This window comes from Sphingobacterium thalpophilum (assembly GCF_901482695.1).
Classification (GTDB): Bacteria; Bacteroidota; Bacteroidia; order Sphingobacteriales; family Sphingobacteriaceae; genus Sphingobacterium; species Sphingobacterium thalpophilum.
Window position 1 is genome coordinate 842508 of record NZ_LR590484.1, and the last position, 23812, is coordinate 866319.

Consider the following 23812-nt stretch of genomic DNA (forward strand, 5'->3'; position numbering starts at 1 on the left):
AAGCTATAACACTCAACTACAGAATATTTATTTATATGAATTACGACATCATTGTAATCGGTAGTGGTCCAGGCGGGTATGTTGCTGCCATTAGAGCCGCTCAGTTAGGGTTCAAGACAGCAATTATCGAACGCGAATCATTAGGCGGAATCTGTCTAAACTGGGGCTGTATCCCTACAAAAGCATTATTAAAAAGTGCTCAAGTATTTGAATATTTAAACCATGCCGCAGATTATGGCATCAATGTTCAAGGTGGTGAAGCTGATTTTGAAGCTATTGTCAAAAGAAGCCGCGGCGTTGCTGAAGGAATGAGTAAAGGAATCCAGTTCTTGATGAAAAAGAATAAAATCGATGTCATCACCGGAACTGCTAAAATTAAAAAAGGCGGTAAAATCGAAGTCAAAGGTGCAGACGGTTCTACTAAAGAATATGCGGCTAAGCATACCATTCTAGCGACGGGAGCCCGTTCACGTGAGTTACCGAACCTACCACAAGATGGCAAAAAAATCATCGGCTACCGTCAGGCAATGACACTTCCTAAACAGCCTAAATCTTTGGTTGTTGTTGGTTCAGGAGCAATCGGTGTTGAATTTGCTTACTTTTACAATGCCATCGGAACACAGGTTACTATCGTTGAATTTATGGATAGAATTGTTCCTGTTGAAGACGAAGAAATTTCAAAACAGTTAGAAAAAAATTTAAAGAAACAGGGTATCAACATCCTAACCAAATCAGAGGTGCAATCCGTTGACACTGCTGGCGAGCTGAGCAAAGTTTCCATCAAAACCGAAAAAGGTATTGAAGTGATCGAAGCCGAGGTCGTCTTGTCTGCGGTGGGTATCACCCCTAATATTGAAAATCTGGGGCTGGAAGAGGTTGGTGTCAAAACAGACCGCGGCCGTGTTGTTGTGGATGATTTTTACAAAACAAACATCGAAGGCGTATATGCCATCGGTGACATTGTCAAAGGACAGGCATTAGCTCACGTAGCCTCGGCAGAAGGTATTACTTGTGTTGAAAAAATTAAAGGTTTGCATGTAGAGCCTATCGATTACAACAACATTCCGGGATGTACTTATTGCTCCCCAGAAATTGCTTCTGTAGGATATACCGAAAAAGCTGCTAAAGAAGCTGGCTACGAGATCAAAGTTGGAAAATTTCCGTTCTCCGCCTCTGGAAAAGCTTCAGCAGCCGGAGCAAAAGACGGATTTGTCAAGGTTATCTTCGATGCCAAATATGGTGAATTTTTGGGTGCACACCTGATTGGCGCCAATGTGACCGAAATGATTGCAGAGGTTGTCGTAGCACGCAAACTGGAAACCACCGGCCACGAAATGATCAAATCAATACACCCGCATCCAACGATGAGTGAAGCAATAATGGAGGCATGTGCTGACGCTTATGGTGAAGTAATTCATTTGTAAGAGCACGCTATACAAACAAAAAAAGGCAAATCGACGATTTGCCTTTTTTTGTTTGTATACATATATCCGTTTACATCACCAAGCGGGATTTAAAGACGATCTGTTGATCGGCAGCGTCGGGACTTTCGATACGTTCAAACAAAATTTCAGCAGCTTTGCGGGCCTGCATTCCCGGAAATTGCTCAATACGCCCCATTGGCGGGTTTTCCATATATTGCCACAACGGATAATTTGCATAGCTGATAAAGAAAATGTCCTGATTTAAAACCAGGCCCCTATGACGTGCTACCTTCATGAGATCCAAGGTGACGAAATCATTAAAAGAAATAATTGCGGAAGGCCGCTCAGGCATTGCAAAGATACACTCCATGGCTTTCTCGTTTCCCTCTGTACTCAAATCTGTCTCAATAATATTCTTTTCGAGGATTTCCATGCCATTCCTTTTCATTGCCGACAGATAGGCGATTTTCCGGTCCTCACTCGCCGGTAAAGTTCTGGGGCCGTTCACCAGTGCAATAACCTTGTGTCCACGTGCCACAAATGCGTCCACGGCTTCGTTCATGCCTGTAGACAGATCGCTCTGCACTTTGTTGATATGCGGTAAACTGGGGACGCAATCGAAGAAAACAACCGGAATACCGGATGATTCCAGCTTCTCGATAAATTCCAGATTCGTCGTTTTCTTGCCGATAGACATCAAAATACCATCAACACGATGGTTTTTAAATGTTTTCAGGATCTGCTCCTCCCGGTCTGGATCATCCAGAGACTGCCCCATCAATACGGTATATTGATGTGCCGATGCTACATTTTCTATTTCACTGATGGCAAAAGAAAAAAATGGTTCCGATAAACTCGGCAAGATCACAGCGATGGTGAATGTCTTGCGCTGTTTAAAGAAAATTGCTGTCTGATTGGGCTCATAATTCAGTTCCTCAGCCATTTTTTTGACCCGCATTGTCGTCACCAATCCAATACTTGGATGATCATTCAATGCTCTAGATACCGTGGAAGGACTGATTTTCAGCTTCTTGGCAATTTCCTTAATCGTAGCGGGCTTATTCACTTTATTCATAATCCAAGGGCTTTCTATAAAAATAGGGCTTTTAAATCCCTAATCATAATTTTTTTCAATAATATACGGGTGTATGTTCAACAACAACATCCAGCTGGTAGATGACACAAAGATAGTCACTGCAAAGCTAGTCCACAAATTGTATTGCAGCTGGTTCCACGGAAAATTCGTCTGCCAGATATTCCAGCGGATCTATTTGACGGAAGAGAAGTTCATCCTTAAAATAAACCTTGATCATATCAGCAAATTCACCCCAGTCCACAAATTTCACTTTATTCAATTGTTCCAAGGGATTTCCCTTCGTGAGAATACAGATCTGCTTACCCTCGTTTCTCAGTTGGGAAAATAAGGTGACGATGTGATCGAATAGATGAAGCCGCAACGGCAGCACGGCGTTCACATGCAGCCGCTCAAAATTCTCCTTGTATTTCTTATCAAACGCAAATGCCTCTTGTGTACGCTCAAACAGGAGCTGCTCACCTTGCGTCTCCAGATGATTTTTCATAAATTCAACCAGCTCACCTTGAGGTGGGAAGGTCTCTGTGAATTCGATAAAATTGGCAAAAAGATAATAAACCTGCAGCAGATAGTCTTTCTTAGGAAAAATAACATCGTCTAATTCAAAGACATATACTTTCTTTTCTTTCGGAAATATCATTTATTGATAGCGTACTATTATTAATTATATGCAAAATGTAGATGTCTGCCGCAGCGCGACAGCTGTACAATTTACGACTTGGACACACAGGCCAGCGCATAATCTTGTCCCGAATCTGAGGTCACAAACAGACCATCAAGCGTCTGTTCATAATGCCCGGCTGCAAATACGTCTTCTCCTTTATTGAGCAGCACGTATGGCAGTTCAGCCGGTGGATTTTCCATCAGCGGGATATCCGCCAGTTTATCTTTATCCGGGACGAGAAGCGAGATCTGGTATTCTTCAAACAGCATTTTCGCTTCAGCCAATGGCTCCAGTTCAAAACCACCCAATGGCAGCACATAGTCGACCTGCTTGTCCAGACTCAACTTAAGAAGCTCATGGGCAAACGTGGGCTGCAACCCTTTTGGAATACGGAAATACTTTCCCGATCTTAGGAGCAACTCCGGAATCTCCTCAGAACTCGCATACAAAATCTCAAAATCTTGAGCTAGTCTTTTGGCAACACGCATGGCCAAAGGCCTGGTGCCAAAGGTGATTAATATTTTTTTCATTAAGAGATGCTATTCTTTTTTTTACTCTGTACATTACTCCACCACCAGCCCATCACGCATATGAATGGTGCGGTCAGATATACGTGCCAGTTCTTCATTATGTGTTACAATGATGAAGGTCTGCTGGAATTGATTACGCAGGTCAAAAAATAGCTGGTGCAGTGCGGCCGCGTTTTCTGAGTCCAGATTACCTGAAGGTTCGTCCGCCAAAATAATTGACGGATTGTTCATCAGTGCGCGGGCGACAGACACCCGTTGCTGCTCACCTCCCGACATCGCAGCAGGCTTATGGTCAATACGATGCGAAACCCCCAGGAGATCCAGCAGCTCTTTAGCTCTCGTTTCAGCCTCTGCCCGTCCCTGTCCATGGATAAATGCTGGAATGCATACATTTTCCAACGCAGTAAACTCTGGTAGCAGGTGATGAAACTGAAAGACAAAACCGATATGTTCGTTTCGAAAAGCGCTCAATTTCTTTGCCCGCAGTTTCTGAACATCCACGCCATGAATAGATATAGATCCCTGATCGGGCTTGTCCAGCGTACCGATAATATGCAGCAAGGTGCTTTTGCCAGCTCCCGAAGCCCCCACAATACTGACGATTTCACCTCTTTCAACAGCGATATCAACACCTTTGAGAATAGGTAATGAACCGTATGCTTTGTGAATTCCTTTGGCATGTAACATCATAGGGCAAAGATAAATAAATTTACGATATCAGGAGTTTCAATAAAAACTCCTGATGCACTTCTTCTTTATACCGGAATTGTCAAAAAATAGATAAAAGAACAATTTATTCCTTGTCTTATCCCCCAAAAAATTATATTTTTACGCCAAATATTTTGCAAATGAACATTCACGAATATCAAGGAAAACAAATACTAAAGAGCTTTGGTGTGCGCGTACAGGAAGGTATCGTAGCAGATACGCCAGAGCAGGCTGTGGAAGCGGCTAAAAAAATGAAAGAAGACTACAATTCTGACTGGGTTGTTGTCAAAGCTCAAATTCACGCTGGTGGCCGTGGTAAAGGTGGTGGTGTCAAGTTGGCTAAAAACTTGGATGAAGTCAAACAAAAAGCAACTGACATCATTGGAATGCAATTGGTAACGCCTCAAACTGGACCTGAGGGTAAAAAAGTAAACAAAGTTTTGATCGCTCAAGACGTTTACTACCCAGGTGAAAGTGAAACCAAAGAATTCTACATGTCTGTATTATTGGACCGTGCAAAAGGACGTAACATTGTTATGTACTCGACAGAAGGTGGTATGGACATCGAAGAAGTTGCAGAGAAAACACCGCACTTGATTTTCAAAGAAGAAATCGATCCTAAAGTAGGGTTACAGGGATTCCAAGCACGTAAGATTGCTTTCAATCTTGGACTTTCTGGTGCCGCACACAAAGAAATGGTAAAATTTGTTGCTGCACTTTACAAAGCATATGAAGCGACTGACTCTTCGATGTTTGAGATCAATCCGGTATTAAAAACTTCAGACGACAAGATTTTAGCAGTTGATGCGAAAGTAAATCTTGACGAGAACGCTTTGTACCGTCATCCTGATTACGCGGCTATGCGCGACGTCACTGAAGAAGATCCAACAGAAGTTGAAGCTGGAGAGTCAAACCTGAACTACGTGAAATTAGATGGTAACGTGGGTTGTATGGTGAATGGTGCGGGTCTAGCCATGGCTACGATGGACATCATCAAATTAGCTGGTGGCGAGCCTGCCAACTTCCTTGATGTTGGTGGTACAGCAAATGCAGAAACTGTAAAAGCTGGTTTCAACATCATTTTAAAAGACCCTAACGTGAAAGCCATCTTAATCAATATCTTCGGTGGTATCGTTCGTTGCGACCGTGTTGCGCAAGGTGTAATCGATGCTTACAACGAAATCGGCAATATCCCTGTGCCTATCATCGTTCGTCTTCAAGGTACAAATGCCGAAGAAGCCAAAAAATTAATCGATGAGTCTGGCCTTCAGGTTTATTCGGCGATCCTATTGAAAGAAGCAGCCGAATTGGTGACTAAAGTGTTGAAAGGTTAATTCTTTCCATCCTTATAAAACATAAACGCGGGCCAGACTGGCCCGCGTTTTTTTATGGCCAGTTCCGCTTGCTTCCATTAGAGCCTCAGAGCGGGGATCCTTGCACATGAATATCTCAAATTTATAGTCAATAAGCCAAGAAAATAGCTTATTTTTGTTGCTTACAAAAGCATCTTTTACAAGTCATTCTCCAAAACTAAAATGGAACACACAAGAATAAAAGAATTATTGAATGCCACAGAATTTGGCAAAGAGGTCGTTGTTAAAGGTTGGGTAAGAACTTTCCGTAACAATCAATTTATAGCAATCAATGACGGTTCGTCTATCAATAATATTCAAGCAGTAGTCGACTTTGAAAATACACCTGAGGATGTTTTGAAACGTATCACGACTGGAGCTGCGGTACGTGTCAAAGGTCAGCTGGTAGAATCACTGGGTAAAGGACAGAAAGTAGAAGTAAAAGCTTCTGAAGTCAGTATCATTGGCGATTCAGACCCTGAAAAATATCCCTTACAGCCGAAGAAACATAGCTTGGAATTCCTTCGCGAAATTGCACACCTGCGCTTCCGTACAGGGACATTCAACGCAGTATTCAAGGTCCGCAATGCTTTGGCCTTTGCAGTACACAGATTTTTTCAGGAAAATGATTTTGTATATATGCATACCCCTATTATCACGGGTTCGGATGCAGAAGGCGCCGGTGAAATGTTTCAGGTGACTACCTTGGATCTCAATAATCCGCCACGAACTGCGGATGGAGCTATCGATTTCAAAGAGGACTTCTTTGGCAAATCCACTAATCTAACGGTATCCGGCCAATTGGAAGGTGAACTGGGCGCTCTGGCCTTTGGCAATATTTATACGTTCGGCCCCACATTCCGCGCGGAAAACTCGAACACCACCAGACACCTGGCGGAATTTTGGATGATCGAACCTGAAATGGCCTTCTACGAATTAGAAGACAACATGGACCTTGCCGAAGCATTGTTAAAATACGTCATCAAATATGCACTCGAAACATGTCCGGAGGAAATTGAGTTCTTAAAAAATCGCTTATTGGAAGAGGAAAAATCAAAACCGGCTGCAGAACGTTCGGAATTGAACTTGGTCGAAAAGCTCAACTTCGTGCTGGAAAACGATTTCGAACGTGTAACCTATACAGAGGCCATTGATATATTAAAGCGTAGCAAACCGAACCAGAAGAAGCAGTTTAAGTATTTAATTGATGACTGGGGGGCTGACCTTCAATCGGAACACGAACGTTATCTCGTTGAAAAGCATTTCAAGAAGCCGGTAATCCTTACGGATTATCCGCGGGAGATCAAGTCATTTTATATGAAACAAAACGAGCCCGATGCGCAAGGGCGTAAAACCGTCCGTGCAATGGACATCCTATTCCCCGGAATCGGCGAAATGGTTGGCGGCTCACAACGCGAAGAAAACCTGGACCGTTTGTTGGAACGCATGGCCGAGGTAGGTATCCCAGCCGAAGAAATGGAATGGTTTCTGGATACCCGCCGGTTTGGTTCCGTGCCGCATTCAGGATTTGGTGTAGGCTTCGAACGGCTCGTCCTATTTACAACAGGAATGACAAATATCCGCGATGTTATACCTTTTCCGCGCACACCGAAAAACGCAGAATTTTAACAAAAGAACAACAGCCAAAACAAAATATTTTGGCTGTTGTTCTTTTATCAGATATAGACTCCCCCGCCACTCTGGCTGGAGGAGGTATGGTTAAAACGCTATACAATTATCCAACATGCTGATCAAAATATATAACGATAACCCTAATCCAAAAGCCATTGCACAGGCGGTCGAAATTCTCCGGCGCGGTGGCGTGATCATTTATCCCACCGATACGGTCTACGGAATTGGCTGCGACATCACTCAACAGAAAGCCATCGAACGCGTTTGTGAGATTAGAGGCCTAAAACCGGAGAAAGCCAATCTGTCCTTTATCTGCTATGACCTGACGGATATTTCGCAGTACACAAAATCTTTCGACACGACGGTATTTCGGGTATTGAAAAAAGCACTTCCAGGACCTTTTACCTTTATCTTTAATGCAACGACCAAGGTTCCGAAACTGCTAAGTTCAAAAAAGAAAACTGTTGGTATCCGGGTGCCGGACAATAATATCGTCCGTGAGATTGTGAAACAGCTGGGCAACCCGATTGTTACAGCCTCCATCCATGACGAGGATGAAATCATAGAATATTCAACAGATCCGGAATTGATCCATGAGAAATACCAAGATCTCGTGGATGCAGTCATCGATGGCGGTTATGGAGATAACGTAGCCTCTACCGTTGTGGATGTCACCGACGGTGACTTCGAGATTATCCGTGAAGGAAAAGGTGACTTAGAACAGTATCTCTAATAGGGCTTAATACCTTCTTCCAACATTGGCCAAATTTCTATCTATCCAAGCTGACTTATTCACAACAACAAGCACTTATCCACATCCATAATGTGGATAAGTGTAACTGCATCTCATATTTATTCACACGCAAATGTGAATAACGTTAAAATCAGAAGGCGCTGTAGAGGAAAAATGTGCAAAACTCTTTAGTTATTCACACAAAAATGTGAATAACACAAATCGTTCAATGTACACTCTCCCGAATAAATGTGCATAATTCGACTATATTAACACTGTACTGTTGAAAACCCGTTCTCATTTTCAACACGTCGTTTAATAGCCAAATTGAAAAGTTCAAATCCATGAGCTGTTCCCCCCTTTTTCACTCCATGCATACTGACGTACCAAACCAGATTCTATGACAAACAAGCTGGAGGAATAATCAGCCTCTTTAATCAGAAAATCGCCACGTTTCAACGTTATCCGTTCGAAGTTTTTAAAAAATTTCGTAGCTATGGAATCCGGTACAGGAAATAGATGCTGAAGTAATTGGTTTAACATCGGGTAACGCCGCAATTCTATAAAATGACCACTTCCTCAATGATTACATGGCCTACATATTCATTTACGCGGCCAAGGATCTGTCTTCGCATCAAGGCGAGTTCATTTTTGATCACGGCAGACTCTACGCGCACAAAGAGCTTTTTATCGCGCACATACAGCTGCTGCGTGCGGTTGGCGATCGCTTTGCCTATCAGTTGAGGCCATACCGATGCAATGGAGGTTTCGTCAAATTTTCGACGCAGCTTATAGGCTTCAAGGAGTCGCTCCACGCCCTGCTTAATGGTCATATCATCGCTAGACCGGATAAATTCTAACCCATTTTTTTTTGGTTTATTATACATTCACTTGTCCTCCTTCGATGTCAAATATACGAACAGGACGATTGATTTCATCAAAGATTCGCTGAATTCTTTTGGAGTCGGTATCCGTCAGAAAAATTTGCCCGAAATCATCCTCGGAGACCATCTGCATGAGCTTGCGGGTGCGGCGGTCATCCAGCTTGTCAAAGATATCATCCAATAGCAAGAGAGGCTTAAATCCTTTTTTTTGTTGTAAATAGGAATATTGGGCAAGCTTTAACGCAATCAAAAACGATTTTTGCTGGCCTTGAGAACCAAATTTTTTCAGCGGCATGCCACCATGGATGGTAAATTTCAGGTCATCTTTATGAATTCCCTGAGTGGTACGTTCGAGAATACGGTCACGTTCGAGATTTTTTTCAAGAATATTGATAAATGAGTCGGTCATAAGTGGTGACTCATATTCCAGTTGCACAGATTCCGCCGCCTCCGTCAGAAACCGATAATGCCGGTCAAATTCGGGCTGAAATTCTTCCATGAACGACCTTCTCTTCTGAAAAATAATATTGCCTACCTCTTCAAGCTGAAAATTGAGGATTTCGACTAAGCCCAGATCCAATACGCTGGTTTGACGTGCCTGCTTCAGCAGGCTGTTGCGTTGAACGAGATACTTATTATAAGCGATCAGTGTATCCAGATATCTGTTGTCCGTCTGTGAGATGACGTTATCGACAAACTTCCGTCGTTCTTCACTACCATCCGTCACGATAATACTGTCGTTGGGCGATATCATTACCAAGGGAAATAACCCAATATGATCCGCCAAACGTAGATAATCTTTTTTATTCTTTTTGAACTGTTTCTTCTGATTCTTTTTTAGGCTACAGGATATGACATCGGAGCTGGATTCTTTATCAAATTCACCCTGCACCATAAACCAGTCATTTCCAGTTTTGATGTGCTGGGAATCGATCGGATTAAAATAACTTTTACAAAGAGATAGGTAATGGATTGCGTCCAGGAGATTGGTTTTTCCGACCCCATTATTGCCGGTAAAAGCATTCACCCCGGGAAGGAATTCCAAAAACGATTCTGAGTAATTTTTAAAGTTTAGAACAGAAAGTTGCTTGAGCCACATGGCACAAAGATACGCTATTTAAAACGCTAAAATTATTTTATTTCCTCAAAATCCACAAACTCGCCGGCAGTCTCCGTTCCTTTACGTTCGGGAGTTTCTTTCGGTGGTATATAATCCACCTGGATTTTCCCTTCTGATTGTGGTCGTTTACTTTCCTGCTGAGTCTGCCCCCTAAATTCATAATAAAAAGTGCTGCCCTGACCTTGGCTGCTATATGCTCCCCCCTGCTGCTGCGCTTTCTTCATCAGCTTTTCAGCTGCCTTGCGCATGGCGAATGGTAAGAATAATCTAAATAAATACCTTACTATAAAGTAAACAGCGATTGTAACAAATATAAATTTCAAAAATGCCATAGTTATTTCGTTGCTATTTTCTCAAATTTAACCAATAACGAGGTAAACTGTTGTCTTTAAATTGTCAGATCCGAAATTATTAACATATTTTAAGACTTTGCCAGCCGAGCTTTCGCTTCCAGTATTGTACGATAGAGCTCTTCCTGCCGTTGTGTACCCAGTACATAGGTCAATCCATCTTTATCTGTCAGGAAAACCGCATTCTTTCCTCCTGCGTAGAATTTAATTTTCCCTTTCGTATGCAGGTTATAAACGGGATTATTAAAAAAGAAAGAGCTATACGGTGCCTTTTCGATCTTTGTTATCGAAGCCAGATCTATTTTCACAACACGGGTCGACCAGAGGCCGCTGATCAAAATATGGTCCTGAAATACTTCGGTGCGAAACAATACCATGTACATCATGACGATAGAAGTCAGGATGATCCCTACTCCCACAATAAAAAATAACTGGCTGGAGATCAGATGGTCCAGATTCAGATAAAATGCTGTAAAACAGAACAACACCAGCACTAAACGTACGCTTATCCAAACACGGTCGCGCCCGAGGTATTGGTTTTCAGAATAGAGTACACCTTCTTTCATTTCTTTTATTTATTGAGATATCAGATATGGGTATTGAGATCACAGACTAAAGTAAGGACTTTTTTTGTATTGGCGGTAATCTTATAGCGATTGTCCATACGATAATTGGCGACCCAAAGAATATCCCCATTTCCATTGACTAGGATTGGAATATTTTCCTTTTCAAAAAGACTTATTTTTTTGTTGATAAAGAAATCGCTCAATTTTTTCCGGCCTTCCATGCCCAGTGGGTAAAAGCTGTCTCCGATCTTCCATGAACGGACTGTCAGGGGAAATACCAGCAGATCATAATCAAACTTTGCCACATTCTTTGCCCTGATGATTGCAAGATCATTTGATATACTGGCATGGAAGCAATATTGCTTCCACTCTACTGTGGCCGTCTCCGAAGTGATCAATGCTTCGTCAGAAGATATAAACTCCTTCTTCCGTATAAAAAGATCTTCTCTGTCCAGTAGCATGTGATAACAATCAGACTGAAACACCCGTCCCGATTCTTTTGTCCAGGCAGCCTGCAGGTCGGCCAGCACAGTCTTGGAAAAATTAAAAGCCGAGAAAAGCTCATACAATAGGGGTAAGTTGTGAAGGTATTCCTCCAGGTCTTCCTTCCGCACAAGCCAACCTTCTGCAGTAGGCAAAAAAAGCTTTTTCCGAATAGGGTCAACAAACTGCTGCAGCAGCTGATAAGATTCTTTAAAGTGAGTGATATTCTGTTCAAATACCGCCTCAAAATCAGGCTGTAGTTTTTTGAAATGTGGAATGATATCAATCCGTATTTTATTTCGGGCATACTTTGTGGAAAAGTTGGACTGATCATCGCGATAGGCAATACCGTACTCATTGACATAATGCTCGATTTCGCTGGCCTTTAAAAATAACAAAGGCCGGATTATGCGATCCCGTAAGGGCAAGATCCCCTGAAGTCCCTGTAAGCCAGTTCCACGTGAAAGATTCAATAAAACCGTTTCGATGTGATCGTTGAGATGCTGGGCAACAGCAATCCGGTCAAACTGAAGTTCGCGTCGAAGCTGTTCGAACCAAGTGTAGCGCAGCTCCCGTGCCGCCATCTGAATCGAAATCTGTCTTTCCTTGGCATAGGCTTTCGTCTCAAAATGGTTGACATATATTGGAATACCATGTTCCTTGGCAAACCCGCGGACCAACGCCTCATCCAAATCAGAATCTTCACCCCGCAATTGAAAATTGCAATGGGCAATGGCAATGTGAAAACCTGCTTTCGTAAATAAATGTGCCATCAGCATCGAATCCTTACCGCCACTTACGGTGAGCAATATTTTCTCATGAGGCATCATTAAATGCTCCTTTTCGATATAGCCCATTAATCTTTCCAGCACATTCATATAACAAAGTTACGGTATATTTTTCCGGATTGATAAATTCGTATCTTAAAATTTGTGAAATCCAATAAAGTAGCCATTAAAATCCATATTTTTGCCCTTGTGAAACAATACATTTTTACCCTTATTGTATTTATTTTAACAGGCTTTGCGGCGCGGGCGCAAAAGCAGGACGAATTGCGTCTGCTATCATCTTCCTATAGCGTATTCAATTCCAAAACAGGCAATGCCATGTTTTACCGCCCTGTCTATGAGCACCTGGGCTCCACGTTATCTTCCGATAGCGGTTACCTGCACAACGATAAAATCGGCCGGCAATTTTTCGAAGCCTATGGCAATGTGATTATCACTCAACCAGACGGCACCCAAATATTTTCCAACAAATTGCATTACGAGGCCGCCATGCAGCTCGCAACCTTGACAGGGACAGTGCGCATGGTCAGCGCCAATGGATCCACATTGACGACCGATCACCTAGTTTATAATATGCGAAGCAAAATCGGAAACTACTATAGCGGCGGCCGGATCCTGTCGGGGAGCGACACCATCACCAGCCAACGTGCTACTTATTTCGAAAATACAGGTGAGTCATATTTCAATCAGAAAGTAGTCGTCCGGTCTACCAATGTCAAAGTATACACTGACTCGATGAAATATAACGGCAACACCCGCATTACCGAATTCTATGGCCCGACCAACATAAAGGGTAATAAAGGCGAAAACTTATATACGGAAAAGGGACGTTACCATATGGCTACTGGCCAAGCTTATTTTTCGAAAAACAATCTTTATACTGAAGGAACTAAATTTCTGAAAGGCGACAGCCTTTTTTATGACCGCCAGGGCGGCATTGGAAAAGCGGTCAAGAACGTGGTCTTTGTAGACACGTTGGACAAGTTTTATGCTTATGGTGGCTATGGTCTCTATAATAGCAAAAGTGAATCCATCACGATGACCGACAAGCCGCTGGTGGTCTCTGTTGTCAAAAAAGATTCGTCCCAAAAGGATAACACTGGATCCCCGTTTTCTCCTGTACAGCAAAAAGCGGACACCACGGAAAAAAAAGAAATCAAAGCGAACAAAAAATCGGAAAAGGAACCTCAGCAGAATAAAGAAGCAGATCGCAAAACCGCAGCACCCCAGACGGCGGCTACTGACAAAACGAAAGGCACTGTTCCACGAGAAAATGATCTACCTGAAAGTTCCCAGATGGATTCGGTTTTCATGACCGCTGACACCTTATTCTCCCAGCTGATTTTGCGGAAGAACTATATTGCCCGCGATTTTAAACTGGACCGCGAAGGCGGAGCCATCGAAGACGACGATGAGGTCGACTACGGCGAAAGTGACTCCACAATGACCGGTACCGATTCGATCGGCATCAAAAATATCGCCGATAGCCTCCAAAAAAGTACAGATACCCTACTTAAAAAGGAGCTGAAAAGGCCTGCTATCGAAAAAACTGACAAAAAAACACCCGATACGATCACGGCAGGCAAAACTCGTGCTCCGAAAAAAACACCCGTAGTGGCAGGCGACCAAAACCGGATCGAGATTGAGAAAAATTTGAAAGCCGACAGCGTACTGCGCCGGAGAGCTGTAATCCCCAAAGGAGGCGAGTCCGACAAGTTAATGGGTGATGCCTTAAAAAATGCGCAAGCGGGACAACGCGATTCTGTTCCTCAGGATACCGCCAAGACAAGGATCATAAAAGCTTACTACAACGCAAGGCTATTTAAATCTGACCTTCAGGCTGTAGCCGATTCCATGTACTATGGTATGCAGGACTCCATGTTCAGACTAATGGGTAAACCGATGATGTGGGCTGAAAATTCACAGATTTCAGCCGACACGATATTCCTGCAAATAAAAAATCAGAAACTGGACAATTCCCTTCTGGTCGGAAATGCGTTTATGGTCAATGCGACCAGCGACTCTCTGAAGTTTAATCAGATCAAAGGAAGAAAGATCACCAGTTTCTTTACCAACAACCGTATGGAGCGGCTATTTGTAGATGGCAATGCCGAAAATATTTTCTACAATATCGACGAAAAAACGAATATTGCGACTGAGCTGGTCCATGATCGAAGCAGCCGGTTTAAGATCCTGATGGAGGACAATAAGCTCAAGGAATATGTTTCTATCCGGAAAGTGGACGGAAAGGTCTATCCGATCGCCGAAGTCACTGCCGACAAAGAGTTCCTGCCCAACTTCATCTGGCGGCCGGAAGATCGTCCCAAATCAAAAGAAGATCTTTTAAATAGAAAACGGGATCTCTCAAAAGCGTCCTTTACAGTTCCTACTGAAAAAGAGGGACAAGACGGTGGTAATAGTAAAGCTGAGCAGCAGGGCGGAGTCAAGGCTGGCGGCAGCGCAAGCGAGAATAAAGCCAGCAAAACAACAACAGAAGCCCCAAAACCAGCGAACGCAATGGACAAAACGCCGGCAAAGCCAGCTGAAACAGTGAATAAGCCCTCAAAAAACCTCACGGCCAAAGATTCTGTAACTACCCGCCCCGCGGTCGTACCAGTCAAAGCTGATAAGCTAGGCGACGACAAACCGAAAGAAACAAAATAAAAAAAGAGCGGATCTCAGCATATGATCCGCTCTTTTTATATGCGTTGCCCTCAGCTCAACATGGTGTTATATCGTCTTCAGGAAATCGGCTAGCTTACCGACGGCTATCGCTCGATGGCTAATGGCATTTTTTTCTACAGCACTCATCTCCGCAAATGTCCTGTCATAACCTTCCGGAATAAAAATGGGGTCGTAACCAAAGCCGTCTGAACCGCGTCGGCCGTCGACGATCCTGCCTTCAATACTCCCCTCAAAAAAATGCTGCTTTTCATTGAGATACAGCGAAATCACCGTTTTGAACCGTGCTTTGCGATTGGGGTTATCGCCGAGTTTTTCGAGCACAAGATCAATATTCTTTTCCATATTGCGCGAACCCGAATAACGGGCGGAATAGACCCCTGGCTCTCCGTTTAGGGCATCAATCTCGAGACCCGAATCATCGCCAAAGCAATAAAGACCATATTTGTTGACCAAATAATCTGTTTTTTGCTGGGCATTTTCTTCAAAAGTCTTTCCGGTTTCAGGAATATCATCGTGGCAGTCGATATCATTCAGGCTTTTAATCGTAAAAGCATTGCCTACGATTGCCTGCACTTCTTCCAGTTTATGGGCATTGTTGGTGGCAAACACAAGTTCTAGCATCTTCTGATCGTCTAAAATTAAAAAAGCAATTAAGAATTAATAAATGTTTTGAATTCATTCCAGAATAGTTTCTTTTTCTGCACATCGGCAAACATTTCCTCAAAACTGAAAGTATTGAACACGGTGGCGACCCGTCCTTTCATATAGGAATTATGCGCTATGGCGGGCAGTTTCAGTGAGGTTGGCTCTACCCCTAACAAAATAATCTTCGTAGGCTGAAAAAACTGCATAATGCGCTTGAAGTCATTCGGATTATGAGGATTTGCCAAATTCACGACCGCCACAGTTTCCTTTGTTAGCTTCATGGCACCGATTGTTTTTTCAAATGCATCAAGCGCTGCCGGAGAGAAGTATGGATACTGCTCGTAGCGCAGGATAAACAGTATCCCCTGCTCTTTGCTTCCCTGATAGGTAAACTCACCGCCCAGTACTTCGAGCTGATTTACCGAAGCGGTCAATGGAGCAGTCCCACCGGCTGAAACGGCTAATTCTTCATTGACGCCAATAGCAATATACGTCGCGTCCTTCTTTTCCGGATCTGACAAAAGCGACTCCTGTCCTACCGTCGTGGAAGCTGCTTGTTGTACCTGTAGTTTATTTAATTCTGACCGAAAATCAAACCCACTGGTAAAAATCGTTTCACCCATTAAAGCTTGAAGCGCTACCGGATTGTCTGTCGTTAGATTGCTCATTACTGAAAAAATATTAACGAGGGTAAAGATAAGGAACATCGTCCAAAAGAAAGAAGGAGCGATCCCTCGCTCCTTCCTGTATGTTCATCTGATTAATGTCCTAAGATGTAAGAGAAAATCAGCGGCGCGACGATCGTTGCATCAGACTCGACGATGAATTTCGGTGTATCGACATCCAATTTTCCCCAGGTGATTTTTTCATTAGGTACTGCACCTGAGTACGAACCATAAGAAGTTGTGGAATCCGAAATTTGGCAGAAATAAGCCCAGAAAGGTACTTCTTCCCATTCCAGATCCTGATACATCATTGGTACAACACAAATCGGAAAATCTCCGGAGATACCCCCAGCAATCTGGAAGAACCCTACCCCTTTGCCCCCTGAATTATTGCGGTACCACTCTGTCAGATATACCATGTATTCGATACCGGATTTAACGGTGCTTGCCTTTAACTTACCTTTGATGACATTTGAAGCAAAGATATTACCGGTGGTGGAATCTTCCCATCCCGGACAGACGATAGGCAAGTTTTTCTCGGCAGCTGCAACAATCCATGAATCTTTCGGATCAATTTCATAGTATTGCTCCAACACACCGGAATTAACAACCTGATAAAGGAATTCGTGTGGCAAATAGCGTTCTCCTTTTGCTTCAGCGGCATGCCATACATCCTCAAGATGTTTCTGCAAACGGCGAAAAGCCTCTTCTTCTGGTATACAGGTGTCTGTGACACGGTTATAATGATTATCCAGCAATTCTCTTTCCTGCTCTGCAGTCAGATCTCTATAGTTTGGGATTCTTTTGTAATGCGAGTGCGCAACAAGGTTCATCACATCTTCTTCCAAATTGGCGCCAGTACATGAAATAAAATGTACTTTATCCTGACGAATCATTTCTGCCAAGGAAACACCCAATTCGGCAGTTGACATTGCTCCACCCAGGGAGATCAACATTTTTCCACCATCCAAAAGATGCTCCTCGTAACCTTTCGCAGCATCTACCAATGCTGCAGCGTTAAAGTGACGGTAATTATGCTCAATAAATTGAGAAATAGGTCCTTTTTGAGTACTCATGATATGTTCTAACTTTTATAAAAAAATAAGTACCGCAAAGGTACTGAATAATATCTATTTTAACTCCTTATCGGCATAAAAACAGGTCGAGGCCACCCATTTTTTAACAAATGTAAAAAGACTGACCAATTTCATTTTTTCAGCAACTTTGAAAAAATGAAATAGGCAGCGGCCAGAAAAATTATAATAATAACGAGGACAACAACTTCCTGTGTACCGATTCCCCAACTCATACTATTCATCGTAACGTTTCATTATACTGTCCATCGTTCACATTTATCCAAAAATGAACTGCTGATATCCGCGCCTATTCCGGGCTCATCAGCAATATGGATTTTATACCCCTCATATTGTATGCCTCCGATAACAGGATCTTCGAGGTGTCCTACCATACAGGTGTCCAGGTCAAAGAACTTGACATTCGGAGCTGCATAGGCAAAGTGTACTTTGGCGGCCAGAGCCAAGCGGGACTCCAGCATGCCACCGATCATGCAGGCGATCCCATACTCCTCAGCCACCTGATTAATTTTTAGAGCTTCCTGTATCCCGCCAGATTTTGAAAACTTAATATTGATGTAATCACAGGCATCGGCTTTGCAGAGACGTTCGGCATCATGATGCGAGTACACCGATTCGTCGGCCATAAGTGGGACAATCGTTTCTGATCTAAGCTGTGGAAGCAGTGCGTCGTTCCATGTACGCATCGGTTGTTCACAAAACTGGATTTTAAACGGTTCCAGGCCTTTCAGGGCTTCCAACGCATCTTCATAGGACCAGCCCTGATTGGCGTCGATTCGGATAGGCATCTCGAACCCCACAGCTTTGCGGATCTCACGAATACGTGCCACATCTCTGCTCGGATCTTTACCCAGCTTGACCTTCAACATCACGGCACCTTCATCCTGCAGACGCCGCGCTTTTAGCGCCATTTCTTCCGGACCTGCGATTCCTAGGGTAATATCCGTGGTGATCTCCCGGCGGCTACCTTTTAAATACTTATACAACGGAAGCCCCGCATGCTTTGCGGCCAGATCATGTAGAGCCATATCAAAAGCAGATTTGATCGTCCGGTTGCCGGCAATGTAAAGATCCAGTTCCGCGAGCCTTTCGGAAATCGCCAAAGGGTCCTTTCCTTTCCAGATCTGCGCAAAGTCGCGGGCCAGAACCAGACAGGTATCCTGTGTCTCGCCCACAATCATTGGAAAAGCCGAGCATTCGCCGACCCCATAGATAGCGGTGTCTGTATGTATACGGATGAACGTGTTCTGCGCGTAATCCATCGTCCCCGTCGCAATTACAAAGGGCTCCATAGGGATGCTCAATCTATAGATATCAATTGCTGTTATTTTCATTGTTCGATATAAATATAGGTATAGCGCCAAATTACGTCAAAAATAGTCAGCAGTCAAGTAGGTATCTCAGATTCATTGCCAAATTAAAAGCCCCTACAAGATGGAGAATCCTGTTAAGGGGCTGACTAACTATTAAGATATGTAAGGTTACACGAAGATTAAGGCTTTAATAGCCACATGACCTGATTGACTTCATCCTCGCCATTAAATTGCCGCTTTACGGCCTCATTCACGTTGGCCCGATTTTTTTCGTATTCAATATTTGGATATTTCCAGCGAACCGGAATCTTCGACGGCTCATTGACATTCATATTGGATGAAGGATTGATCTTCCATTTCGGATAACCTGTACGGCGGTAATCGTAATAAGGAATGATCAGTCCCTGCAGAAAACTTGCCAGATACTTTTGGGTAATAATTGCTTCGATCTGTCCCTCGCGTGCTGACGGAAATGCTGTAGCGTAATTTGCGACAGCCGCGGTAATATAAGCCGCATCCAAAGGCATTCCGTGGTGATACTGGGCTGTATTGGGTGTATTGTTCCCAATAAAGGTCATCGAAGCCTCGATTCCTTTTTTATACCAGTCGACAGCAGCATCCGCAATCCAGCCACGCGCCGCGGCTTCTGCAATCACAAAACAGAGGTGAGCATACCCCAGTTGCTGGGTAGGTTCCCCCTCCACCAGTTCGGTATAACGGTCGTTCAGCCGTGAATAATCCTTTGTTTTCATAATGCCACTGATCGAAGAGAACAACACCGCAGGATCAATACCTGTATAAGCGTCAAAATCACCCGCTTTTTTGCCGTTATCTAGCTGCAGCTGGGATGGATTGGCGTAATAGAACAAGCGACGGTCTTTCCATTGTTTCAGCCTGTCTATGATCTCTGTAGACACCGCAGGATAGATGATAAAGCTGTTATCTATCTTATAAAATGGATAGGTCTGTCCGGCTTTGTCCGAATGTGTCACCTGAAAGTTATCATCATTTGAGGTAAAGACGGGCTTTTTAGTCAGGATCTCTTTGAAACGGCTTTTTACCTGAAGATCTACGTCATTTTCCTTATTGCTAAGCTGTATCAGGACATGCAGTGCAAAACTGTTGACGATCTTCCGCCAGCGGCCGGTATTCCCGCCAAACAGGGGATCCCCCGCGAAGTTAATTCCTTCGGAAAATAGCTTGTCAGCGAGCTCCAATTCATTTAATATGCCCAGAAACACCTCCTTCTGGCTATCGTATTTCGGAAAATAAATTTTCTCCGTCTCCCCTTTTAGTGCCTCTTTGTAAGGTATCTCACCGACATGCATGGTCTGATCAAAGAACTTCATGGCGCGGGCAAAATGCATCAAGGCATCGTACGATTTCGCCAAGCCTTCGTTTTCCGCAAACTTCGCCATGAAATGCGCATCATTGATCCCTGTCAAGGAAAGATCATAGCTGGACCATCCGTTATATTGATTGGCATCTCTGGCCTCTGACCATATCACGGATTTGGTGAGCATATAAGGCTGCATAAATCCTTTGGTGCGAGACTGCCTCGTCAGATTCAAAACGATCCGTGTGGCCAGCTGCGAAGATTTGACGGTCTCAGGCGTCTCGGGATTCGTATTTATCTCATCAAATTTGGAGCAGCCCGTTGTGGCCATCAGGGCCAGCAACGCAAATGAAGTCCATAATCTTTTCATATTTCTATAATTAATGAATTAAAAAGTAAGGTTTAAATTAAATCCGATATACCGCATCGAAGGTGAATTGAGATCTTCTTTTCCCCGGTCTGGATCAGAAAAACGATATTCTTTGGACCAAAGAAGAAGGTTTTGCCCGGTAATACCCACACTGGCACGTTTGGCCCGTAGTTTCGAAGCAAATTTTTCGGGCACGCGGTAGTTCAGCGAAAGTTCACGGAGCTTAATAAACGTTTCATCCCAGTAGTTCCAGCGTCCACCGCTCGCATTCCTATAATAGGTCTCATATGAAACGGTCTGGTCATTGGGTGCAAATGTCCTGGTATCCTCGGTAATACGGCCGTAATCGTCATAGGTTACACTTCCAGAGGTGATTTTGACTCCGGGAGCGATAAAGGTCTGTTTACCGTTGACTACCTCGTCATAGCGGTATTGGGTATCTGAATCCACATGTGCTCCAGTATTCCATAAGTAATCGTTCGTCGTCGAATAGGACATTCCCTTGATTCGTCCGTCAATGCTTAAGCTGAATGAAAAATCCTTATAGCGGAATTGATTGCTAAAACCCCAAAACCATTTAGGGGCCGTGTATCCAATGACCTGATCTTTGTACTGCGCACTTACCGGCAGACCGTCGTCCCCTATGACCAGCTGTCCGTCCGGCGACCATTCCCAGTCGCTATACGCGATGTAGTCGGCCCGCAGGCCTTTGCGCACATACAGCGCATCTACAGAATATTCGGGATCTATCTGATGGAAATATCGCATGTTCTGCGAGAAGTTCAGCATCATATCCCATTGGAAATCTTCACGTTTGATCGGCGTACCGCCCAAAGTGATCTCATGCCCCTTGGTCATCTCCTGTTCCCGCGTATTGATCAGGCGTTCGGTAAATCCGGTAGTTTCGGAAAGTTCTGTTTTAATAATTTCATTCTTCAGCAGACGATAATAGCGTGTATAATTACCATATAAGCGGTTCCGCAGCAGACCAAAGTCAAAACCGAATTCCGTTAAATTGCGCTGTGTCGGTGAAATCGAATAATCCTTGATCAGATTAGGGTAAGACGCTGTCGGCAATCCGTCCCAGACATTCGGCGTCATCGTGAAAGCCCTGTTGATTTCATACGGATCGAGGACAGATTTGGTGACCGCCCAGGATCCACGGACTTTGAACAGATCCAACCAGGCCGGCCTGCTGGACAAAAAGTCACTGACAACAACACTTCCCGAAACAGAAGGATAAAAATAAGAACGGTTGGCCTGTGGCAATGTGCTGGACCAGTCATTCCTTCCGGTTGCTTCGACAAATACAGCATTGCGCCAAGAAAGAGACAACCGGCCATATATGCCGTTGCGCATTTCCTTGATCCGGGACTCTACCGAATTGACCGGCCCGATTGAGTTACGAAGCGAGTAATATCCGGGAATAGAAAGTCCGTTGACCGTCTTTGAGATCAAATTATTATCCTGTCGATAAAAAATCGAACCACCCATCAGACCATCGATACCAAAATTTCCAAAATTCTTTTTCGCGGTGAAAATAAAATCATTGGTGGTACTGAACGCATCATAGTCACCTTTCATATATTTTCCCTTGCTGTCAAAACCACCCCAGTCTTTGAAACCACCACGTGTACCGTAAATACCGATCGGATTTCTTTGCGTTCTTGATTTGCCCTGATAGTCATAGCCCGAACGAACCATGAATTTTGCCCAGTCATTGAGCTTATAATTCAGAGTTAATGCCGCATTCATTTTGTTGATCAGCTCGGGTGTTGTCTTTTCATAAGCAATCAGGTACGGGTTATCATACCAGCCTTTATACATCCAGTTCTGCTGCTGGTCCTTCACCAGCCAGTAATCCTTATAATCCCGCAAATCATATTCCGGCCCTGTCCACACCAGGATATTATAAATATACCCTTGGTCATTGTAACCGCTACCAAAGTTCGTCGAAGACGAGCTTCGATTGTATCCTAAGCGAGCTTCCAGATCAACTTTATCGCTTAGTTTGGTTGTCCCTGTCACCGAAATATTTGTCAGATTTAATTTTTGGTTCGGATACTGCCCTTTATTGTAAATGTGGTTGATGGATGTACGGACACTCCCATGCTCTCCTTGGGTGGTGAAACTTACCGTATTGTTACTGATGAAACCCGGTTCCAGAAAATTCTTGAAATTATTTTTCCCCCTGGAAGTCAGTTCCTGCTCTTCAATCTGCTTTGTAATCGGATTCCATTGCTTTGCCCGGCGTCCAATATCCAATTTATCTCCCCATACATAATCATTATTATTGAATTGACCGCCCTCTCCGGCCGAGTAACTATGCTGCACCTCGGGAAGCGCAAGATAGCCTGAGAAGAACATATTATTTGTATTTACCGTAATCTCTGTTCCTTTTTCTGCCAGGCCCTTCTTGGTTGTGATCATGATCGCTCCGCCCGATCCCTTACTACCATAAAGCGCCGTTGCAGTTGCGCCTTTCAGAATCGTCATATCCTGGATATTGTCAACGGGAACATCCCGCAAGGTCATGTTTTCGTAAGAAACACCGTCAATCACCAAAAGTGGGGTCAGCCCCCGAACCTGGATTTCAGGAGTGGAATTAAATTCAGAGCTATTCAATACCCGCACGCCCGACACACGTCCCGTCAAAGTGGTGCCCACATCGACGCCTTTCACACGTGTCAGTTCCTCCCCTTTCACACTCTGTGTGGCGTACCCCAGCGCTTTCTGTTCTCTTTTGATCCCCAATGCCGTGACAACCACTTCACCCAACTCCTCAGATGACTTGACCAGCCGGATCACTTTAGCTGAAGAGGCCGGAAGGTCGACGCTCTGATATCCGACGTAGGAAATTTGCAAAACCTCTTTATCCGTCACACCACGCAGCACAAAAGAACCATCCTCTCCTGTTGTCGCCGCGTTTGTCCCCCCTTTGACCCGGATGGTAACTCCCGCCAAAGGACTGCCGTTTTCCTGATCAAGGACAAGTCCGCGGAGTTCTTGTTGCTGTATGGACTTCCCAACCGACTTTTTTACTGGGGCAGCCTTTTGGCCATTTGTCTTTTCCTTGGCCGTAATCAAATAAAACGTATCGTCGATCCGTTCCACGGTCAATGCACCATTGGATACCGTATGGATAAAGGACGCCAGGGTTTCCTTTTTCACCTTATCGAGCGACAGGCCCTGATGAATAGGTACATGTGCAATCGATGCATCGTAGCCAAATTTAATATTCAGCTTTTTCTCCATCCGGCTGATGATCTGGGCAAAATCATCTTTAGGCGCCTGATTGGCGATACTGCTGAACGCCAGAGACTGCAACAACAGGGTACAGCCGACCAGCTTTAAGAAGGTATTGGTTCTTTTCATAT

Annotated in this window: 20 protein-coding genes; 5 read left to right on the forward strand and 15 right to left on the reverse strand. The window is 43.9% G+C overall.

Annotation, left to right across the window (positions count from 1 at the left end; all coding sequences use genetic code 11):
• Positions 1–35 precede the first annotated feature (35 nt).
• Positions 36–1424, forward strand: a complete 1389-nt coding sequence (lpdA, locus tag FGL37_RS03680) for a dihydrolipoyl dehydrogenase (RefSeq protein WP_037534757.1) — start codon at positions 36–38, stop codon at positions 1422–1424.
• A 70-nt stretch (positions 1425–1494) separates the two neighbouring features.
• Here the strand turns inward: lpdA and FGL37_RS03685 are convergent, their stop codons facing one another.
• The 4 genes from FGL37_RS03685 to FGL37_RS03700 all read right to left on the reverse strand — a co-directional run bounded on the left by FGL37_RS03685 (position 1495) and on the right by FGL37_RS03700 (position 4398).
• Positions 1495–2499, reverse strand: a complete 1005-nt coding sequence (locus FGL37_RS03685; protein WP_028072560.1) for a LacI family DNA-binding transcriptional regulator — start codon at positions 2497–2499, stop codon at positions 1495–1497.
• Between the two features lie 127 nt (positions 2500–2626).
• On the reverse strand, positions 2627–3157 hold the full coding sequence (locus tag FGL37_RS03690; protein ID WP_051607387.1) for an HAD family hydrolase: 531 nt from the start codon (positions 3155–3157) through the stop codon (positions 2627–2629).
• A gap of 71 nt (positions 3158–3228) precedes the next feature.
• A complete protein-coding gene (locus FGL37_RS03695) occupies positions 3229–3711 on the reverse strand; it encodes a hypothetical protein (RefSeq protein ID WP_028072559.1) in 483 nt (160 codons plus the stop codon).
• Positions 3712–3744: 33 nt separating this feature from the next.
• Positions 3745–4398 carry an ABC transporter ATP-binding protein gene (locus tag FGL37_RS03700; RefSeq protein WP_028072558.1) on the reverse strand — a complete coding sequence of 218 codons (654 nt, stop codon included), beginning with the start codon at positions 4396–4398 and terminating at the stop codon, positions 3745–3747.
• Positions 4399–4559: 161 nt separating this feature from the next.
• Between FGL37_RS03700 and sucC the strand changes: the two genes are divergently transcribed.
• The 3 genes from sucC to FGL37_RS03715 all read left to right on the forward strand — a co-directional run bounded on the left by sucC (position 4560) and on the right by FGL37_RS03715 (position 8136).
• Positions 4560–5753: an ADP-forming succinate--CoA ligase subunit beta gene (sucC, locus tag FGL37_RS03705; protein ID WP_028072557.1), complete on the forward strand. Its 1194-nt coding sequence runs from the start codon at positions 4560–4562 to the stop codon at positions 5751–5753.
• A 201-nt stretch (positions 5754–5954) separates the two neighbouring features.
• Positions 5955–7400 carry an asparagine--tRNA ligase gene (gene asnS, locus FGL37_RS03710; RefSeq protein WP_028072556.1) on the forward strand — a complete coding sequence of 482 codons (1446 nt, stop codon included), beginning with the start codon at positions 5955–5957 and terminating at the stop codon, positions 7398–7400.
• Between the two features lie 115 nt (positions 7401–7515).
• A complete protein-coding gene (locus tag FGL37_RS03715; protein ID WP_028072555.1) occupies positions 7516–8136 on the forward strand; it encodes an L-threonylcarbamoyladenylate synthase in 621 nt (206 codons plus the stop codon).
• 560 nt (positions 8137–8696) lie between these two features.
• Here the strand turns inward: FGL37_RS03715 and FGL37_RS03720 are convergent.
• The 5 genes from FGL37_RS03720 to tilS form a co-directional block, all read right to left on the reverse strand.
• The gene (locus FGL37_RS03720; protein ID WP_051607386.1) at positions 8697–9023 is read right to left on the reverse strand and encodes a DciA family protein; all 327 of its coding nucleotides are present in this window, start codon (positions 9021–9023) and stop codon (positions 8697–8699) included.
• Complete coding sequence (gene recF, locus FGL37_RS03725) at positions 9016–10119, reverse strand: DNA replication/repair protein RecF (protein ID WP_028072552.1); 1104 nt, start codon at positions 10117–10119, stop codon at positions 9016–9018. The genes FGL37_RS03720 and recF overlap by 8 nt, the downstream gene beginning before the upstream one ends.
• Before the next feature lie 32 nt (positions 10120–10151).
• Positions 10152–10472, reverse strand: coding sequence for a DUF4834 family protein (locus FGL37_RS03730; RefSeq protein ID WP_028072551.1), 321 nt, complete (start codon positions 10470–10472; stop codon positions 10152–10154).
• Positions 10473–10561: 89 nt separating this feature from the next.
• Positions 10562–11056 carry a hypothetical protein gene (locus tag FGL37_RS03735; RefSeq protein ID WP_028072550.1) on the reverse strand — a complete coding sequence of 165 codons (495 nt, stop codon included), beginning with the start codon at positions 11054–11056 and terminating at the stop codon, positions 10562–10564.
• Between the two features lie 20 nt (positions 11057–11076).
• Positions 11077–12417, reverse strand: coding sequence for a tRNA lysidine(34) synthetase TilS (tilS, locus tag FGL37_RS03740; RefSeq protein WP_028072549.1), 1341 nt, complete (start codon positions 12415–12417; stop codon positions 11077–11079).
• A gap of 54 nt (positions 12418–12471) precedes the next feature.
• Between tilS and FGL37_RS03745 the strand changes: the two genes are divergently transcribed.
• A complete protein-coding gene (locus tag FGL37_RS03745) occupies positions 12472–14991 on the forward strand; it encodes an OstA-like protein (protein WP_232048626.1) in 2520 nt (839 codons plus the stop codon).
• A 66-nt stretch (positions 14992–15057) separates the two neighbouring features.
• Here the strand turns inward: FGL37_RS03745 and FGL37_RS03750 are convergent, their stop codons facing one another.
• From FGL37_RS03750 to FGL37_RS03775, 6 genes are all read right to left on the reverse strand, one after another.
• Positions 15058–15633, reverse strand: coding sequence for a non-canonical purine NTP diphosphatase (locus FGL37_RS03750; protein ID WP_028072548.1), 576 nt, complete (start codon positions 15631–15633; stop codon positions 15058–15060).
• Between the two features lie 29 nt (positions 15634–15662).
• On the reverse strand, positions 15663–16325 hold the full coding sequence (locus tag FGL37_RS25675) for a hypothetical protein (protein ID WP_028072547.1): 663 nt from the start codon (positions 16323–16325) through the stop codon (positions 15663–15665).
• Positions 16326–16417: 92 nt separating this feature from the next.
• Complete coding sequence (locus tag FGL37_RS03760) at positions 16418–17398, reverse strand: deoxyhypusine synthase family protein (RefSeq protein ID WP_028072546.1); 981 nt, start codon at positions 17396–17398, stop codon at positions 16418–16420.
• 254 nt (positions 17399–17652) lie between these two features.
• Positions 17653–18750, reverse strand: a complete 1098-nt coding sequence (locus FGL37_RS03765) for a mandelate racemase/muconate lactonizing enzyme family protein (RefSeq protein ID WP_028072545.1) — start codon at positions 18748–18750, stop codon at positions 17653–17655.
• A 158-nt stretch (positions 18751–18908) separates the two neighbouring features.
• Positions 18909–20435 carry a SusD/RagB family nutrient-binding outer membrane lipoprotein gene (locus FGL37_RS03770; protein ID WP_028072544.1) on the reverse strand — a complete coding sequence of 509 codons (1527 nt, stop codon included), beginning with the start codon at positions 20433–20435 and terminating at the stop codon, positions 18909–18911.
• Between the two features lie 18 nt (positions 20436–20453).
• Positions 20454–23810 (reverse strand): SusC/RagA family TonB-linked outer membrane protein, encoded by a 3357-nt coding sequence (locus FGL37_RS03775; RefSeq protein WP_028072543.1) that lies wholly within the window; start codon positions 23808–23810, stop codon positions 20454–20456.
• Positions 23811–23812: the final 2 nt, after the last annotated feature.

Excerpts from the sequence above, each read along its gene's own strand:
- lpdA (WP_037534757.1), top strand. The coding sequence starts at position 36 with ATGAATTACGACATCATTGTAATCGGTAGTGGTCCAGGCGGGTATGTT.
- FGL37_RS03685 (WP_028072560.1), bottom strand. The coding sequence starts at position 2,499 with ATGAATAAAGTGAATAAGCCCGCTACGATTAAGGAAATTGCCAAGAAG.
- FGL37_RS03690 (WP_051607387.1), bottom strand. The coding sequence starts at position 3,157 with ATGATATTTCCGAAAGAAAAGAAAGTATATGTCTTTGAATTAGACGAT.
- FGL37_RS03695 (WP_028072559.1), bottom strand. The coding sequence starts at position 3,711 with ATGAAAAAAATATTAATCACCTTTGGCACCAGGCCTTTGGCCATGCGT.
- FGL37_RS03700 (WP_028072558.1), bottom strand. The coding sequence starts at position 4,398 with ATGTTACATGCCAAAGGAATTCACAAAGCATACGGTTCATTACCTATT.
- sucC (WP_028072557.1), top strand. The coding sequence starts at position 4,560 with ATGAACATTCACGAATATCAAGGAAAACAAATACTAAAGAGCTTTGGT.
- asnS (WP_028072556.1), top strand. The coding sequence starts at position 5,955 with ATGGAACACACAAGAATAAAAGAATTATTGAATGCCACAGAATTTGGC.
- FGL37_RS03715 (WP_028072555.1), top strand. The coding sequence starts at position 7,516 with ATGCTGATCAAAATATATAACGATAACCCTAATCCAAAAGCCATTGCA.
- FGL37_RS03720 (WP_051607386.1), bottom strand. The coding sequence starts at position 9,023 with ATGTATAATAAACCAAAAAAAAATGGGTTAGAATTTATCCGGTCTAGC.
- recF (WP_028072552.1), bottom strand. The coding sequence starts at position 10,119 with ATGTGGCTCAAGCAACTTTCTGTTCTAAACTTTAAAAATTACTCAGAA.
- FGL37_RS03730 (WP_028072551.1), bottom strand. The coding sequence starts at position 10,472 with ATGGCATTTTTGAAATTTATATTTGTTACAATCGCTGTTTACTTTATA.
- FGL37_RS03735 (WP_028072550.1), bottom strand. The coding sequence starts at position 11,056 with ATGAAAGAAGGTGTACTCTATTCTGAAAACCAATACCTCGGGCGCGAC.
- tilS (WP_028072549.1), bottom strand. The coding sequence starts at position 12,417 with ATGAATGTGCTGGAAAGATTAATGGGCTATATCGAAAAGGAGCATTTA.
- FGL37_RS03750 (WP_028072548.1), bottom strand. The coding sequence starts at position 15,633 with ATGCTAGAACTTGTGTTTGCCACCAACAATGCCCATAAACTGGAAGAA.
- FGL37_RS25675 (WP_028072547.1), bottom strand. The coding sequence starts at position 16,325 with ATGAGCAATCTAACGACAGACAATCCGGTAGCGCTTCAAGCTTTAATG.
- FGL37_RS03760 (WP_028072546.1), bottom strand. The coding sequence starts at position 17,398 with ATGAGTACTCAAAAAGGACCTATTTCTCAATTTATTGAGCATAATTAC.
- FGL37_RS03765 (WP_028072545.1), bottom strand. The coding sequence starts at position 18,750 with ATGAAAATAACAGCAATTGATATCTATAGATTGAGCATCCCTATGGAG.
- FGL37_RS03770 (WP_028072544.1), bottom strand. The coding sequence starts at position 20,435 with ATGAAAAGATTATGGACTTCATTTGCGTTGCTGGCCCTGATGGCCACA.
- FGL37_RS03775 (WP_028072543.1), bottom strand. The coding sequence starts at position 23,810 with ATGAAAAGAACCAATACCTTCTTAAAGCTGGTCGGCTGTACCCTGTTG.